The sequence below is a fragment of the Pseudomonas sp. Pseusp3 genome (assembly GCF_047304225.1).
In the GTDB taxonomy this organism is placed as follows: Bacteria; Pseudomonadota; Gammaproteobacteria; order Pseudomonadales; family Pseudomonadaceae; genus Aquipseudomonas; species Aquipseudomonas fluorescens_CD.
Window position 1 is genome coordinate 23922 of sequence record NZ_JBGLYV010000062.1, and the last position, 15242, is coordinate 39163.

General features: G+C 58.8%; 16 protein-coding genes. 2 read left to right on the forward strand and 14 right to left on the reverse strand.

What is annotated here, in order from left to right:
- Positions 1-132 precede the first annotated feature (132 nt).
- Positions 133-456, forward strand: coding sequence for a ferredoxin FdxA (fdxA, locus tag ACCD00_RS20300; protein ID WP_413427241.1), 324 nt, complete (start codon positions 133-135; stop codon positions 454-456).
- Positions 457-929: 473 nt separating this feature from the next.
- Here fdxA and rpoS read toward each other — a convergent pair whose 3' ends face one another.
- From rpoS to ACCD00_RS20340, 8 genes are all read right to left on the reverse strand, one after another.
- On the reverse strand, positions 930-1937 hold the full coding sequence (gene rpoS / locus ACCD00_RS20305) for an RNA polymerase sigma factor RpoS (protein ID WP_007970728.1): 1008 nt from the start codon (positions 1935-1937) through the stop codon (positions 930-932).
- A 105-nt stretch (positions 1938-2042) separates the two neighbouring features.
- Positions 2043-2900, reverse strand: a complete 858-nt coding sequence (locus ACCD00_RS20310) for a peptidoglycan DD-metalloendopeptidase family protein (protein WP_413427244.1) — start codon at positions 2898-2900, stop codon at positions 2043-2045.
- A 211-nt stretch (positions 2901-3111) separates the two neighbouring features.
- The gene (locus ACCD00_RS20315) at positions 3112-3747 is read right to left on the reverse strand and encodes a protein-L-isoaspartate(D-aspartate) O-methyltransferase (RefSeq protein WP_196373746.1); all 636 of its coding nucleotides are present in this window, start codon (positions 3745-3747) and stop codon (positions 3112-3114) included.
- 41 nt (positions 3748-3788) lie between these two features.
- A complete protein-coding gene (gene surE, locus ACCD00_RS20320; protein ID WP_413427246.1) occupies positions 3789-4538 on the reverse strand; it encodes a 5'/3'-nucleotidase SurE in 750 nt (249 codons plus the stop codon).
- Entirely contained in the window at positions 4526-5584 is a 1059-nt protein-coding gene (gene truD / locus ACCD00_RS20325) for a tRNA pseudouridine(13) synthase TruD (RefSeq protein WP_413427248.1), read from the reverse strand. The genes surE and truD overlap by 13 nt, the downstream gene beginning before the upstream one ends.
- Positions 5581-6054 (reverse strand): 2-C-methyl-D-erythritol 2,4-cyclodiphosphate synthase, encoded by a 474-nt coding sequence (gene ispF / locus ACCD00_RS20330; RefSeq protein ID WP_007970721.1) that lies wholly within the window; start codon positions 6052-6054, stop codon positions 5581-5583. Before ispF ends, truD begins: the two co-directional genes overlap by 4 nt.
- A 180-nt stretch (positions 6055-6234) precedes the next feature.
- Positions 6235-7104: an S-formylglutathione hydrolase gene (gene fghA, locus ACCD00_RS20335; protein ID WP_413427250.1), complete on the reverse strand. Its 870-nt coding sequence runs from the start codon at positions 7102-7104 to the stop codon at positions 6235-6237.
- Between the two features lie 88 nt (positions 7105-7192).
- Positions 7193-8305, reverse strand: coding sequence for an S-(hydroxymethyl)glutathione dehydrogenase/class III alcohol dehydrogenase (locus ACCD00_RS20340; protein WP_008019788.1), 1113 nt, complete (start codon positions 8303-8305; stop codon positions 7193-7195).
- 106 nt (positions 8306-8411) lie between these two features.
- Between ACCD00_RS20340 and ACCD00_RS20345 the strand changes: the two genes are divergently transcribed.
- Positions 8412-9308: a LysR substrate-binding domain-containing protein gene (locus tag ACCD00_RS20345; protein ID WP_413427251.1), complete on the forward strand. Its 897-nt coding sequence runs from the start codon at positions 8412-8414 to the stop codon at positions 9306-9308.
- 190 nt (positions 9309-9498) lie between these two features.
- Here ACCD00_RS20345 and ispD read toward each other — a convergent pair whose 3' ends face one another.
- The 6 genes from ispD to tilS all read right to left on the reverse strand — a co-directional run.
- Entirely contained in the window at positions 9499-10206 is a 708-nt protein-coding gene (ispD, locus tag ACCD00_RS20350) for a 2-C-methyl-D-erythritol 4-phosphate cytidylyltransferase (protein WP_413427252.1), read from the reverse strand.
- The gene (ftsB, locus tag ACCD00_RS20355; RefSeq protein ID WP_008019784.1) at positions 10203-10481 is read right to left on the reverse strand and encodes a cell division protein FtsB; all 279 of its coding nucleotides are present in this window, start codon (positions 10479-10481) and stop codon (positions 10203-10205) included. Before ftsB ends, ispD begins: the two co-directional genes overlap by 4 nt.
- 165 nt (positions 10482-10646) lie before the next feature.
- Entirely contained in the window at positions 10647-11936 is a 1290-nt protein-coding gene (gene eno, locus ACCD00_RS20360) for a phosphopyruvate hydratase (protein ID WP_008019783.1), read from the reverse strand.
- 171 nt (positions 11937-12107) lie between these two features.
- On the reverse strand, positions 12108-12953 hold the full coding sequence (gene kdsA / locus ACCD00_RS20365) for a 3-deoxy-8-phosphooctulonate synthase (protein ID WP_015093773.1): 846 nt from the start codon (positions 12951-12953) through the stop codon (positions 12108-12110).
- Between the two features lie 5 nt (positions 12954-12958).
- Positions 12959-14590, reverse strand: coding sequence for a CTP synthase (locus tag ACCD00_RS20370; protein WP_093214930.1), 1632 nt, complete (start codon positions 14588-14590; stop codon positions 12959-12961).
- Between the two features lie 274 nt (positions 14591-14864).
- On the reverse strand, positions 14865-15242 hold a 378-nt coding region (gene tilS / locus ACCD00_RS20375), incomplete at its 5' end, for a tRNA lysidine(34) synthetase TilS (protein WP_413427253.1).

Here is a 15242-nt window from a genome sequence, read left to right on the forward strand (position 1 = left end):
TTGCAAGCTGTTAGAATCTCGCGCGGTTTGGGATGCTGCTGGCTAATAGCCTGGCCAGCAGACTATCGCCCCGAACCTGGCGACCCCTACGAGAAGGGGCGCAGCAAGCCGCGCCTGAGGAGAAAATTAGAAATGACCTTCGTCGTCACCGACAACTGCATCAAGTGCAAGTACACCGACTGCGTAGAAGTCTGTCCGGTGGACTGCTTTTACGAAGGCCCGAATTTCCTGGTGATCCACCCGGATGAGTGCATCGATTGCGCGCTGTGCGAACCTGAATGCCCTGCCGTGGCTATCTTCTCCGAAGATGAAGTTCCGGCCGGCATGGAAAACTTCATCGAGCTGAACGCTGAATTGGCTGATATCTGGCCGAACATTACCGAACGCAAAGATCCGCTGCCCGATTCCGCAGAATGGGATGGCAAGCCAGGCAAGATTGAACAACTGGAACGCTGATTACCCCCGCGCTCCCGAAAAAGGCCCCACAAGGGCCTTTTTGCTTTTTCTGCAGACAAAAAAAGGGGCGGTTTGACCCGCCCGCATTTTTTCCTCATTCCCTGTGTTCCTTTTCATCATCCTGATGAATCGCTTCCTGCGATGTCCTTCTCCCCCCATCCTTGAAGGGCGTGTCAGTCCGTCGACACAGCCTGAATATTAGAGCTTCCTCCTCCGGGATCAATCGCCCCCTGGTGCGAAACCTGGCTGCCACACATCACCAACAACAAAAAATAACCATAAAAATCATAATGATAGATGTTATAAACGCTCAGCATAGACGAATGTCAGGGTGTAAAAATAACGAACACTTACGCAAGAGTACGCCAAGGCTTACAGCACGAAAGCACAATCCCGAGCGGATTCCGTCCCCGGTCCAGGCAAAAAAAAACCCCGAGTCGGCCGGGGTTTTTTATGCCATCGAAGTGAGTGCCTTACTGGAACAGCGATTCACTCGACAGACCATTTTTTTCCAGGATCTCGCGCAGCCGCTTCAAGCCTTCCACCTGAATCTGCCTGACCCGCTCCCGGGTCAGGCCAATTTCCAGGCCTACGTCTTCAAGGGTGCTGCTTTCATGACCGCGCAGACCGAAGCGGCGTACAACCACCTCGCGTTGCTTGTCGGTCAGTTCCGAGAGCCATTGATCGATGCTCTGGGACAGGTCGTCGTCCTGCAACAGCTCGCATGGATCGGTCGGACGGTCGTCAGTCAGGGTGTCCAGCAGGGTTTTATCCGAATCCGGACCCAGCGAGACGTCGACCGAAGAAACCCGTTCGTTAAGGCCGAGCATGCGCTTGACCTCTCCAACCGGTTTTTCCAGCAGGTTGGCGATTTCTTCGGGAGAGGGTTCATGGTCGAGTTTTTGCGTCAGCTCCCGCGCGGCCCGCAGGTACACATTCAGCTCCTTGACCACATGGATCGGCAACCGGATGGTCCGGGTCTGATTCATGATTGCGCGTTCGATGGTCTGGCGAATCCACCAGGTCGCGTAGGTCGAGAAGCGGAAGCCGCGTTCCGGATCGAACTTCTCCACCGCCCGGATCAAGCCGAGGTTGCCCTCTTCGATCAGGTCCAGCAGCGACAGCCCACGATTGACATAGCGTCGGGCGATTTTCACCACCAGCCGCAAGTTACTTTCAATCATGCGCTTGCGCCCGGCCGGATCGCCACTTTGCGACAGGCGCGCAAAATGAACTTCTTCTTCGGGTGACAGCAGGGGAGAGAAACCAATTTCATTGAGATACAGCTGCGTGGCATCAAGTGCCCGCGTGTAGTCAATGTACTTGTGTTGTTTCAACGATGCGGAGTGTTTGGATTTGGCACGAACGGAAGGTGGAGCCGCCCCTTCATCATTCGACATCGAATCCGTATCGATGCCGCTCTCCATCAGGAGAACCTCATCGTCGATGTCAAACTCCGGCACTTCTTTACTGAGAGCCATTGTTATAGTCCTTTGGTGAGTTCGACCTCAAGCTCAAGCGGCGCCTTTATCCCTGGCAACGCTGGAGCCTGTCCCCTCTACGCGACGGAACAGGCTGGTAAGCGATCAACGACGTGGCAGGAACTGCAGCGGATCTACAGGTTTACCTTGGCGGCGAATCTCAAAATGCAGTTTCACCCGGTCTGTACCCGTTGACCCCATTTCGGCAATTGTCTGCCCAACCTTGACCTGCTGCCCCTCCCGAACCAAAAGCCTGCGGTTATGTCCGTAGGCACTGACGTAGGTTTCACTGTGTTTGATGATTACTAATTCGCCGTAGCCCCTTAAGCCACTCCCGGCATAAACCACCGTCCCATCAGACGCAGCTAAAACAGGCTGTCCCAAATCTCCGGCGATATCAATTCCTTTATTCAAACTACCGTTTGAAGAGAATTTCCCAATCAGAATGCCATTAGATGGCCATCCCCAGCCGGTCGGGGCTGGCCCGGGAGGGGGCAGTGGAGCAGGTGCAGGCTTGTTCGCGACGGACGGCACAACTGTCGTTGTGCTGGTGGTCGAACCGTTTACCGGACGACGGATGACCGTGGTTTTACTCGACGACGAAGGTGTTGAACTGGACGAACTGACCACCGCCGTCGACGTTGAATCGCTTCGACCATCAAAGCGAATCGTCTGACCCGGATGGATGGTGTAAGGCGCTGCAATGTTGTTGCGTGCCGCAAGAGCCTTGTAGTCCCAGCCGTAACGGAAGGCGATGGAGAACAGGGTGTCCTTGGGCCGAACGACGTATTGTCCGGTGGTCACGGCCGGGCGCTGGGCCGCGGCATTGTTGCGGTCCAGCACACGAACATCGCTGGATTTGTTGCTGGAACAACCGACCAGCAAGGTGCTCAAGACAAGGCCAGTCACCAGGCGCTGAAAGCTCGTTTTACTCATACGCTGCGCAATGACTGTGAGACTCACCCGCCGCTCCCTCTGTGGTGGCTGAAAATGTGAAATACCGGAGTCCGGCATGAACTGTCGCAAGTATAACGGGCCGTGCACGCTTTACCTTTAATGTGGCGAATCGCTGCCGCGCACACGTTTGCTGCCTGACGATGAATCCCGTTCAACCAAACGATGCCGCTGTAAGACAAAGGCAATCGAAGAGAATTCAGCGCGCCAAAACAAATGCTCAGGCCAGTGGCCCATGGAGCAATGGCACGAAGCGCACAGCCCCCAGAACATGCCTGGAAAAACCCTGTTCCTCGCGAATGATCAGCATCAACTGCTGGACTTCACCGGACCCGACCGGGATCACCATTCGCCCTCCCGGTGCCAACTGATCAAGCAGTGCCTGGGGCACATCGGTCGCCACTGCCGTGACGATAATCCCGTTGTATGGCGCCAGTGCCGGCCAGCCTTCCCAGCCATCGCCCCAGCGGAACACCACGTTGCGCAGGTTCAGTTCGACCAGGCGTTCCTTTGCCCGATCCTGCAGAACCTTGATGCGCTCGACCGAGAACACACGCTCGACCAGTTGCGACAGTACCGCCGTCTGATAACCCGACCCGGTACCGATCTCCAGCACCTTGTCGAGGGGACCGGCCTCCAGCAGCAGCTCGCTCATGCGCGCCACCATATAAGGCTGGGAGATGGTCTGGTTATTGCCAATCGGCAGCGCCGTGTCTTCATAGGCACGGTGCGCCAGCGCTTCGTCGACGAACAGGTGACGCGGGGTCCGGCGAATGACCTCCAGCACCCTGGCGTTGGAAATGCCCTCCTCGTACAGGCGCTGGATGAGCCGCTCGCGGGTTCGCTGTGAGGTCATGCCGATGCCGCGACGCAGCATATCGTCTTGTTCGCGCCCCATCAGCGCAGCCCCTCCAGCCAGCCGTCCAGACTTCTGAAGGCATCATTGAACGTGCGATCCAGTTGCAGTGGCGTGATCGAAACATAACCCTGCATCACCGCATGGAAATCGGTACCCGGGCCACCGTCTTCGGCATCCCCGGCCGCCGCGATCCAATAACCGGACTTGCCCCGCGGATCGACCACTTTCATCGGTGCCGCGGCTCGGGCGCGATGGCCCAGGCGGGTCAACTGGATACCGCGGATACGGTCCAGCGGCAAATTGGGAATGTTCACGTTCAGTACCGTGCGCGGTGGCAGATCCAGGTCAGCATGGGCTTCGACCAGTTTGCGCGCGAAATAGGCAGCTGTGGGAAGGTTCTCTATCTGGCGTGAGACCAGTGAAAAGGCAAACGAAGGGTGTTTCAGGAAACGCCCCTCAAGGGCCGCCGCCACCGTACCGGAATACAGGACATCGTCCCCCAGGTTCGCACCCAGATTGATACCGGAAACCACCATGTCCGCTTCGCGCTCCAGCAGGCCGTTGAGGCCCAGGTGCACGCAATCGGTTGGCGTGCCGTTGACGCTGATAAAGCCGTTGGCCAGGGTTTGCGGGTGCAACGGACGGTCGAGCGTCAGCGAACTGCTGGCGCCGCTTTTGTCCTGGTCCGGGGCGATAACCACGCATTCGGTGTAATCCGCCAGCGCAGCATAAAGCGCGGCGAGACCGGGTGCGGTTACCCCATCATCGTTAGAAATCAGAATACGCATGGGCTGTCCGTCTGCCCCACCGGCACCAGATCAACAAGCTCGCGCACCAATACAGTGGCGAAGCATCCGGCCGGCAGGACGAATTCCAGTTGCAGAATGTCAGGCTCGGGATAATGCCACGTCAACCCGCCAATGGGCAGCCGCAGGATGCGACGTTCGTGGCTCATACCGGCGTTGATCAACCAGTCACGCAAATCCGCTTCGCGTGCGGCGATAGCCTGCTCCAATTCATGGACAGCGCCCGTGGCCGGCGAGTCACCTTCACCCCACTGCGGACCGGTCGGGTGCAGATCGAGAATCGCCAGGCGCGGGTCGCTGCACTCGGCTTCGCCTGCCGGGAAAAAGCTGCGGCTGTCGGTGAACGCCAGCAGATCGCCCACCTGGGCACGCTGCCAGCTGCCATCGGCGACACGTGCGGCCAGCACCTGATTGAACAGAAAACTGCGCGCCGTGGAGAGCAGCCGCGAGCGCACGTTGCGCTGCTCCGGCAAGGCCTTGCGCGCGGCCCAGGCGCGGGCATCGACAACGTTGCCGCCGTCATGGCCGAAGCGCTGAGCGCCGAAATAATTGGGGATGCCTTGTTTGGCGATCAGTTGCAGGCGCTCTTCAATCGCCGACTTGTCGCCGGCGAATTGCGTCAGGCGCAACGTGAAGCCGTTGGCCGAGTGCGCACCGCGTTGCAGTTTGCGCTTGTGGCGGGCGGTCTTGAGGATCTTCAGCGTATCGTTTTCCGCGGCCGACAGATCAGGGTCGGCCTTGCCCGGCAATTGCACGCTGAACCACTGGCGGGTCAACGCCTGACGGTCCTTGAGCCCTGCATAGCTGACAGTGCGCAATGGCACGCCAGCCGCCTTGGCAATCCGCCGCGCCGCCTCTTCCGTGTTCAGACCGCGTTTTTCCACCCAGATCCACAGGTGTTCGCCTTCGCCACTCAGGGGGATGTCGAGGACTTCGTCGACCTGGAAATCTTCCGCGATCGCTTTCAGTACCGCTGTGCCAAGGGGTTCACCGTAAGCCCTCGGGCCGAGCAATTGCTGTTCGTTCATGCGCGCAGCAACAAGGCAACGGAGTGCACGGCAATACCCTCTTCGCGACCGACAAAGCCGAGCTTTTCGGTGGTGGTAGCTTTCACGTTCACTTGATCCAACTCTACTTGAAGATCCGCGGCAATCAGCGCGCGCATCGATTCTATATGCGGGGCCATTTTCGGCGCCTGGGCGACAATGGTGTTATCGACGTTGCCGACTTTCCAGCCTTTGGCATGGACCAGTGCGACGACATGACGCAACAGCGCACGGCTGTCGGCGCCCTTGAACTGCGGGTCGGTATCCGGGAAATGCTTGCCGATGTCTCCCAGCGCCGCGGCGCCGAGCAAGGCATCGCTCAAGGCGTGCAAGAGGACGTCACCGTCAGAGTGAGCGAGCAATCCGAAACTGTGTGCAATGCGCACACCGCCCAGAGTGATGAAATCGCCCTCAGCGAAACGGTGCACATCATAGCCGTGGCCAATACGCATAAAAAAACGCCCCGATTTTTGTCAGGGCGTGATTCTACCTGCTATTGGGCAGCTAGTGTCCTGTCTCACAAGTACGTTCCTCTTTTGACGAGTGGCTGTTGCCATCAGGCAAGGCGTCGCGACGAGTCATAGCCCGCTATGGCGAGGAGCGGCAACGCAGCATGATGGCAACAGACGCCGTCAAAAAGGAACAGTACTTGTGAGACTGGGCACTAAAGCATGCGCGTGATGCCGCAAGTGATCGTCGATGAAACTGGCGATAAAGAAATAGCTGTGGTCGTAGCCCGGTTGCAGGCGCAACGTCAGCGGATGATCGGCCAATTTTGCCGCCTGTTGCAGGGCCTCAGGCTTGAGCTGGGTGGCCAGAAAATCATCACGATCTCCCTGATCGACCAACAGCGGCAGCTTTTCGTCGGCCTCAGCGATCAGTGCACAGGCATCCCACTCGCGCCACTTCGAACGGTCTTCCCCCAGGTAACGGGAAAAGGCCTTCTGCCCCCATGGACAATCCATGGGATTGTTGATCGGCGAGAACGCCGACACCGACAGATAACGCCCCGGATTGCGCAACGCGCAAACCAGCGCACCATGGCCGCCCATGGAGTGGCCGCTGATGCCGCGCTTGTCCGACGCCGGGAAATGGGCTTCAACCAATGCCGGCAATTCCTGCACGACATAGTCATGCATCCGATAGTGGCGCGACCACGGTTCCTGGGTGGCATTCAGATAAAACCCGGCGCCGAGGCCGAAGTCCCAGGCACCGTCCGGATCACCCGGTACATCGGCGCCGCGAGGGCTGGTGTCCGGTGCGACGATGATCAGCCCCAACTCGGCGGCCATGCGCATGGCGCCAGCCTTTTGCATGAAGTTCTCGTCGGTGCAGGTCAGGCCGGACAACCAGTACAACACCGGCAGCTTGCCGCCCTGCTCCGCTTGCGGCGGCAGATACACGGCAAACACCATGTCGCAGCCGAGTACTTCTGAGCGATGGCGATAGCGTTTGTGCCAACCACCGAAGCTTTTCTGGCAGGAGATATTTTCCAAACTCATAGCAAACTCCTCAGTAGCAGCCCAAACCTCAAACGCCAAGCTGATGCGATCTGCTTGCCGCTGGAAGCTTGACGCTTGCAGCTGCTTCTCAGAAATGAATGACGCTACGGATGCTTTTGCCTTCATGCATCAGGTCAAACGCCTTGTTGATATCTTCCAGGCCCATGGTGTGGGTGATGAAGGTATCCAGCGGAATTTCACCGGTCTCAGCCATTTCCACATAGCTCGGCAACTCGGTACGGCCGCGCACGCCGCCGAACGCCGAACCGCGCCAGACGCGGCCGGTGACCAACTGGAACGGACGAGTTGAAATCTCCTGGCCGGCACCGGCCACACCGATGATCACCGACTCGCCCCAACCCTTGTGGCAGCACTCAAGCGCGGCACGCATCAACTGCACGTTGCCGATGCACTCGAAGGAGAAGTCGACGCCGCCATCGGTCATGTCGACGATGACCTCCTGGATCGGACGATCGAAGTCTTTCGGGTTCACGCAATCGGTTGCACCCAGCTGTTTGGCAATTTCGAATTTGGCCGGGTTGATGTCGATGGCAATGATGCGGGCAGCCTTGGCTTTGACCGCGCCGATGACAGCCGACAAACCGATGCCGCCGAGGCCGAAAATGGCCACGGTGTCACCTGGTTTCACCTTGGCGGTGTTGAGCACTGCACCGATACCGGTAGTGACACCGCAACCCAGGAGGCAGACTTTTTCCAGTGGTGCTTCCTTGGCGATCTTGGCGACGGAAATTTCCGGCAGGACGGTGTACTCGGAAAACGTAGACGTCCCCATGTAGTGGAAAATCGTTTCGCCCTTGTAGGAAAACCGCGATGTGCCGTCCGGCATCAAGCCTTTGCCCTGGGTTGCGCGAATCGCCTGGCAGAGGTTGGTTTTGCCCGACAGGCAGAATTTGCACTTTCGGCATTCCGGGGTGTACAGCGGGATCACATGGTCGCCGACCGCAACGGACGTCACGCCCTCGCCGATGGCTTCCACGATCGCCCCGCCTTCATGGCCGAGGATCGACGGGAAGATGCCTTCCGGATCGGCGCCGGACAAGGTGTAGGCATCGGTGTGGCAGACACCGGAGGCCACCACGCGCAGCAATACTTCGCCGGCCTTGGGCATGGCGACATCGACTTCAACGATTTCGAGGGGCTTTTTGGCCTCGAAGGCAACGGCGGCGCGCGACTTGATCATGATGACTCTCCAGTGAAGAAAACGAGACAGGGAGTGTAATACAGCGCCTTACAGTGAATAATCCGGACAAAAGCAAAACATTATTGCTGTACAGGGATAATCATCCATGTCCGAAAACCGCTGGGAAGGAATCGACGAATTTGTCGCCGTGGCCGAATGCAGCCAGTTCACCGCTGCCGCGGAACGCCTCGGGGTTTCTTCCTCTCACATCAGTCGACAAATTGTACGCCTCGAAGAACGCCTGCAAACCCGTTTGCTCTACCGCAGCACCCGCCGGGTCACGCTGACCGAGGCAGGGCAAACCTTCCTGCAACACTGCCAGCGCTTGCAGGATGGACGCGAAGAAGCGTTGCGCGCGGTCGGCGACTTGACCAGCGAGCCCAAAGGCATGCTGCGCATGACGTGCGCCGTGGCTTACGGCGAACGCTTCATCGTGCCACTGGTGACGCGTTTCATGGGGCTGTATCCGCAACTGCGGATTGATATCGAACTGACCAATCGGCAACTCGACCTGGTACATGAGGGCCTCGACCTGGCGATCCGCCTGGGGCGTTTGCAGGATTCACGACTGGTCGCCACCCGCCTCGCGCCACGGCGGATGTATCTCTGTGCATCGCCCTCCTACCTCGAACGCTACGGGCGTCCGCACAGCCTTTCGGAACTGAGCCGCCACAACTGCCTCATCGGCAGCTCGGACCTCTGGCAACTGGAACAGAACGGGCGGGAATTTTCGCAAAGGGTGCAGGGAAACTGGCGCTGCAACAGTGGGCAAGCAGTGCTGGATGCCGCGCTACAGGGCGTAGGGCTGTGTCAGCTGCCGGATTACTACGTGCTGGAGCATCTGAAAAGCGGTGCTTTGATTTCATTGCTGGAGGCGCATCAACCACCGAACACGGCGGTGTGGGCGCTTTATCCACAGCAACGGCATTTGTCGCCGAAGGTGCGCAAGTTGGTGGATTATTTGAAGGAAGGGTTGGCCGTACGGCCGGAGTACCGGTGCTAGTGTTTTGTTGGTGTGTCAGCGAGATGTCAGCTGCCTGGACCATCGCTTTCGTCGGAACGCCGCCCGGAGCAAGCCCGCTCCCACAGGGGATTAAGGTTGTTCACAAGAATTGCGGGCAACGCCGATCAAATGTGGGAGCGGGCTTGCTCGCGAAAGACGCGACGCGGTCCAGAAGTTGCCCCCAAACCTTCTAGCGGCGGTTAGCCCAACGCTGCCTCAACCATTCCAGATCCTCCGGCCGAGTGACCTTGAGGTTGTCAGCTCGACCTTCAATCAGCCGTGGCGCAAGCCCTGCCCACTCCATGGCCGACGCTTCGTCGGTGATCACCGCGTCAGCCACCAGACTGTCCGCCAATGCCCGATGCAACGCCCCAAGGCGGAACATCTGCGGTGTGTAGGCCTGCCAGATCACGCTGCGATCAACGGTTTCGAGCACACGACCGTGCTGGTCGACGCGCTTGAGCGTATCCCGTGCCGGGACCGCCAGCAGTCCGCCGACAGGATCGTCAGCCAGTTCCGCCAGCAGCTTGTCCAGGTCGTCACGACTGAGGTTCGGCCGTGCGGCATCGTGAACCAAAACCCAATCCTCATCATCAGCGCCCTGTGCGTGCAGATGCAGCAACGCATTGAGCACCGACCCTGACCGTTCGGAACCGCCCTCGACCCGGGCAATCCGCGGATCACTGGCACACGCCAGGTTCGGCCAATAAGGATCGTCAACAGCAAGACTGACCACCAAACCTTTCAGGCCTGGATGACCAAGGAAACAGCCGAGGCTGTGTTCGAGAATAGTGCGCCCGCCCAGTTGCAAGTATTGCTTGGGACGGTCCGCGGCCATACGGGCACCGACGCCCGCGGCAGGAATCACGGCCCAGAAGGCCGGTAACGACTTGATCATTGGGCCAACTGGTAAAGGGTTTCACCGTCCTTGACCATGCCCAACTCATGGCGAGCCCGTTCTTCAACGGTCTCCATGCCCTTTTTCAACTCACTGACTTCGGCGTCCATCACCCGGTTGCGCTCCAGCAATGTCTGGTTCTCGGCCTGCTGATCCGCGATCTGCTGAGTCAGGTCGGCCACTTGCGCCAGGCTGCCATTACCCACCCACAGGCGGTATTGCAGGCCAGCCAGCAGCAGGAGCAAGACGAGGAACAACCAATTGGGACTGCGCATCGAATATCAGGTATCCAGTGAAAAAAGACAGCCATACCAAAACATGAAGCTACTGATAGCACGAAGCCTGGAAGAACCAGGCTTGTGCTTATAAGGCATCAGATTAGTGGCAAAAACGTCGCTGTAGCGATTTTTTTCGACACAATCCGCTGACTTTTTACCTTATCAACCGCGGAATTCGCCGCGACCGTTGTACTTGGCTTTGCCGTTCAACTGCTCTTCGATACGCAGCAGTTGGTTGTACTTGGAAACGCGGTCGGAACGGCACAGGGAACCGGTCTTGATCTGGCCAGCCGAGGTGCCCACGGCCAGGTCGGCAATGGTCGAATCTTCGGTTTCGCCGGAGCGGTGCGAGATCACGGCAGTGTAACCGGCAGCCTTGGCCATCTGGATGGCTTCCAGGGTTTCGGTCAGGGTGCCGATCTGGTTGAACTTGATCAGGATCGAGTTGGCGATCTTTTTATCGATGCCTTCTTTCAGGATCTTGGTGTTGGTTACGAACAGGTCGTCGCCTACCAGTTGGGTCTTCTCGCCGATTTTGTCGGTGAGGATTTTCCAGCCAGCCCAGTCGGACTCGTCCAGGCCATCTTCGATGGAGATGATCGGGTAACGCTCGGTCAGGCCTTTGAGGTAGTCAGCGAAACCTTCGGCGGTGAACACCTGGCCTTCGCCGGACAGGTTGTACTTGCCGTCTTCGTAGAATTCGCTGGCCGCGCAGTCCAGGGCCAGGGTCACGTCGGTGCCCAGCTTGTAACCGGCGTTGGCCACGGCTTCGGAGATCACTTTCAAAGCGTCTTCGTTGGAAGCCAGGTTTGGCGCGAAACCACCTTCGTCACCGACGGCAGTGCTCAGGCCACGGGCCTTCAGCACGGCTTTGAGGTGGTGGAAAATCTCGGTGCCCATGCGCAGGCCTTCCGAGAAGGACTTGGCGCCAACCGGCTGAACCATGAATTCCTGGATGTCGACGTTGTTGTCGGCGTGCTCGCCGCCGTTGATGATGTTCATCATCGGAACCGGCATCGAGTAGACACCCGGGGTACCGTTCAGGTTGGCGATGTGAGCGTACAGCGGCAGGTCCTGGTCCTGTGCTGCCGCCTTGGCCGCGGCCAGGGAAACGGCGAGGATCGCGTTGGCGCCCAGGGAACCTTTGTTTTCAGTACCGTCGAGCTTGATCATTGCCAGATCGAGCGCTTTCTGGTCGCTTGGGTCCATGCCTTTCAACAGGTCGCGGATCGGACCGTTGATGTTGGCTACGGCCTTCAGAACGCCCTTGCCCAGGTAACGGCTCTTGTCGCCATCACGCAGCTCGAGCGCTTCACGCGAGCCAGTGGAAGCACCGGACGGCGCGCAGGCACTGCCGATGATGCCGTTGTCGAGAAGCACGTCCGCTTCCACGGTGGGATTGCCACGGGAGTCGAGAACTTCACGACCTTTGATGTCGACGATTTTAGCCATTGTTGTAAACACTCCAAAGTTGACGAAAACGCTTTGTACCGCTCGATTTATAACTTGTGGGTCATATTACTTTTTGTAGGAGCTGGCTTGCCAGCGAAGGCGCCCTTGAAATCGCTGAAAGATTCCAGGCCTTTTCGCTGGCAAGCCAGCTCCTACAGGGAGAATTGAGGATTACGCGGTTTCTACCGTCGGAAAACTCTTCACCAGCTCGTCCAAAGCCTTGAGCTGGGCCAGGAATGGCTCCAGTTTGTCCAGACGCAAGGCGCAAGGACCGTCGCATTTGGCGTTGTCCGGATCCGGGTGGGCTTCCAGGAACAGGCCGGCCAGCGACTGGCTCATGCCGGCCTTCGCCAGGTCGGTGACCTGGGCGCGACGGCCGCCGGCGGAATCGGAGCGACCGCCGGGCATTTGCAGCGCGTGGGTCACGTCGAAGAATACCGGATATTCGAACTGCTTCATGATGCCGAAGCCGAGCATGTCGACGACCAGGTTGTTGTAGCCGAAGCTCGAACCACGCTCGCAGAGGATCAACTGATCGTTACCTGCTTCCACGCACTTGTTCAGGATGTGTTTCATTTCCTGGGGGGCGAGGAACTGGGCTTTCTTGATGTTGATCACCGCACCGGTCTTGGCCATCGCGACCACGAGGTCGGTCTGGCGCGACAGGAATGCTGGTAACTGGATGATGTCACAGACTTCAGCGACGACCGCGGCCTGGTCAGGCTCGTGGACGTCGGTGATGATCGGCACGCCGAAGGCTTGCTTGATGTCCTGGAAGATGCGCATGCCCTCTTCCAGGCCAGGACCACGATAGGAGGTCACAGAAGACCGGTTGGCCTTGTCGAAACTGGCCTTGAACACGTAAGGGATGCCGAGCTTCTCGGTGACCTTCACATACTCTTCGCAAACCTGCATGGCCATGTCACGGCTTTCCAGCACGTTCATGCCGCCGAACAGCACCATGGGTTTGTCGTTGGCAATCTCGATGTCGCCGACGCGGATGATCTTCTGTGCCATCGGGGTTACGCCTTCTTCTGGTGTTGAGCCAACGCTGCCTTGACGAAACCGCTGAACAGCGGGTGACCGTCGCGTGGCGTCGAGGTGAACTCAGGGTGGAACTGGCAAGCGACGAACCATGGATGATCCGGAGCTTCAACCACTTCAACCAGTGCGCCATCACCGGAACGACCGGAGATTTTCAAACCGGCTTCCATGATTTGCGGCAGCAGGTTGTTGTTCACTTCGTAGCGATGACGATGACGCTCGACAATCACGTCCTTGCCGTAGCAACCGTGAACCAGCGAGCCCGGCTCAAGCAGGCAATCCTGTGCGCCAAGGCGCATGGTGCCGCCCAGGTCGGAGGCTTCGGTACGGGTTTCGACAGCGCCGGTGGCATCTTCCCACTCGGTGATCAGACCCACGACCGGGTGACCGCTCGCACGATCGAACTCGGTGGAGTTGGCATCTTTCCAGCCCATCACGTTACGGGCGAACTCGATAACGGCCACTTGCATGCCCAGGCAGATACCCAGGTACGGAACCTTGTTTTCGCGAGCGTATTGAACGGCGGTGATCTTGCCTTCAACGCCACGCAGACCGAAGCCGCCCGGTACCAGGATGGCATCGACGCCTTCGAGCAGAGCGGTGCCCTGGTTCTCGATGTCTTCGGAATCGATGTAGCGCAGGTTGACCTTGGTACGGTTGCTGATGCCGGCGTGACTCATCGCTTCGATCAGCGACTTGTAGGCGTCCAGCAGTTCCATGTACTTGCCGACCATGGCGATGGTGACTTCGTGCTCAGGGTTGAGCTTGGCGTCGACCACGGCTTCCCACTCGGACAGATCGGCACCGCCGCATTGCAGGCCGAAGCGCTCGACGACGAAATCGTCCAGGCCCTGGGAATGCAGGATGCCCGGGATCTTGTAGATGGTGTCAGCGTCTTCCAGGCCGATCACCGCACGCTCTTCAACGTTGGTGAACTGCGCGATCTTGCGGCGCGACGAGATGTCGATCGGGTGATCCGAGCGGCACACCAGCACGTCAGGCTGCAGGCCGATGGAACGCAGTTCCTTCACCGAGTGCTGGGTTGGCTTGGTTTTGGTCTCGCCGGCAGTGGCGATGTACGGCACCAGAGTCAGGTGCATCAGCATCGCGCGCTTGGCGCCGACTTCGAAACGCAGTTGACGGATCGCTTCGAGGAACGGTTGCGACTCGATGTCACCCACGGTGCCACCGATCTCGACCATTGCCACGTCGGCATCGCCAGCACCCTTGATGATGCGGCGCTTGATTTCGTCGGTGATGTGCGGGATCACCTGGATGGTTGCACCCAGGTAGTCACCACGGCGCTCTTTGCGCAGAACGTGCTCGTAGACACGGCCGGTGGTGAAGTTGTTGTTCTGGGTCATGGTCGTGCGGATGAACCGCTCGTAGTGGCCCAGGTCCAGGTCGGTCTCGGCGCCGTCGTGGGTGACGAACACTTCACCGTGCTGGAACGGGCTCATGGTGCCCGGGTCGACGTTGATGTACGGGTCCAGCTTCAGCATGGTGACCTTAAGTCCCCGCGCCTCCAGGATGGCCGCCAATGATGCCGATGCAATGCCTTTCCCCAATGAAGAAACAACACCGCCCGTGACGAATATGTAGCGCGTCATGAAAAACCCTAGAAGTCTGCGTTAAAGCGGTCCGAGCCGCCGGGGAAAGCGAAGGAAGGCCGAAGCCCCCGATCACCTGCATTAATCACAGTGCACCTTTCAAAAAAACCGCCGCGTTGGGACAGACCGGAAAATGAATCACCGGTTCGTTGCTCGCTACACATTTTTTGGAATCGCCCAGCAAAGACTGCTTGGTAATCGGCAACTCCTGCAATTCAGGCGAATCCACAGAAGTTGTATCAAGAAGGGAGCGTAGTCTACCGGAAAGCCCCTTTCAGCTCAAACCTTGATCTTCGTTCAGTGGGTGCCAATGCAAATGCCAGTCGCCGATCACACCACCATCAAGCCCCTTGAGGTTCGCTACCGCGAGCAATTGCCCCTGTTTGTAGAGCAGCGGCAATCTGCCGCGCACGAAGGACGGTACACCCCTTTCATTGAGCAAACGTTTCAGGTCCCGATGGCCGCGACCCGGCAAAGCCATGATCTCTCCCCCTTCACGATAGCGGATCTGTAACGGGCCATCGGGGATTTGCCCGGTGAGCGAAACCACGCCGTTGTCCGCAATTGCCAGTGGTGACGCCGGGGCCTGCCACGCGCAGGCGGCGGGCAGAGGACGCAACCAGCGGCCGGACAACCACCAGATCCGCCCGCC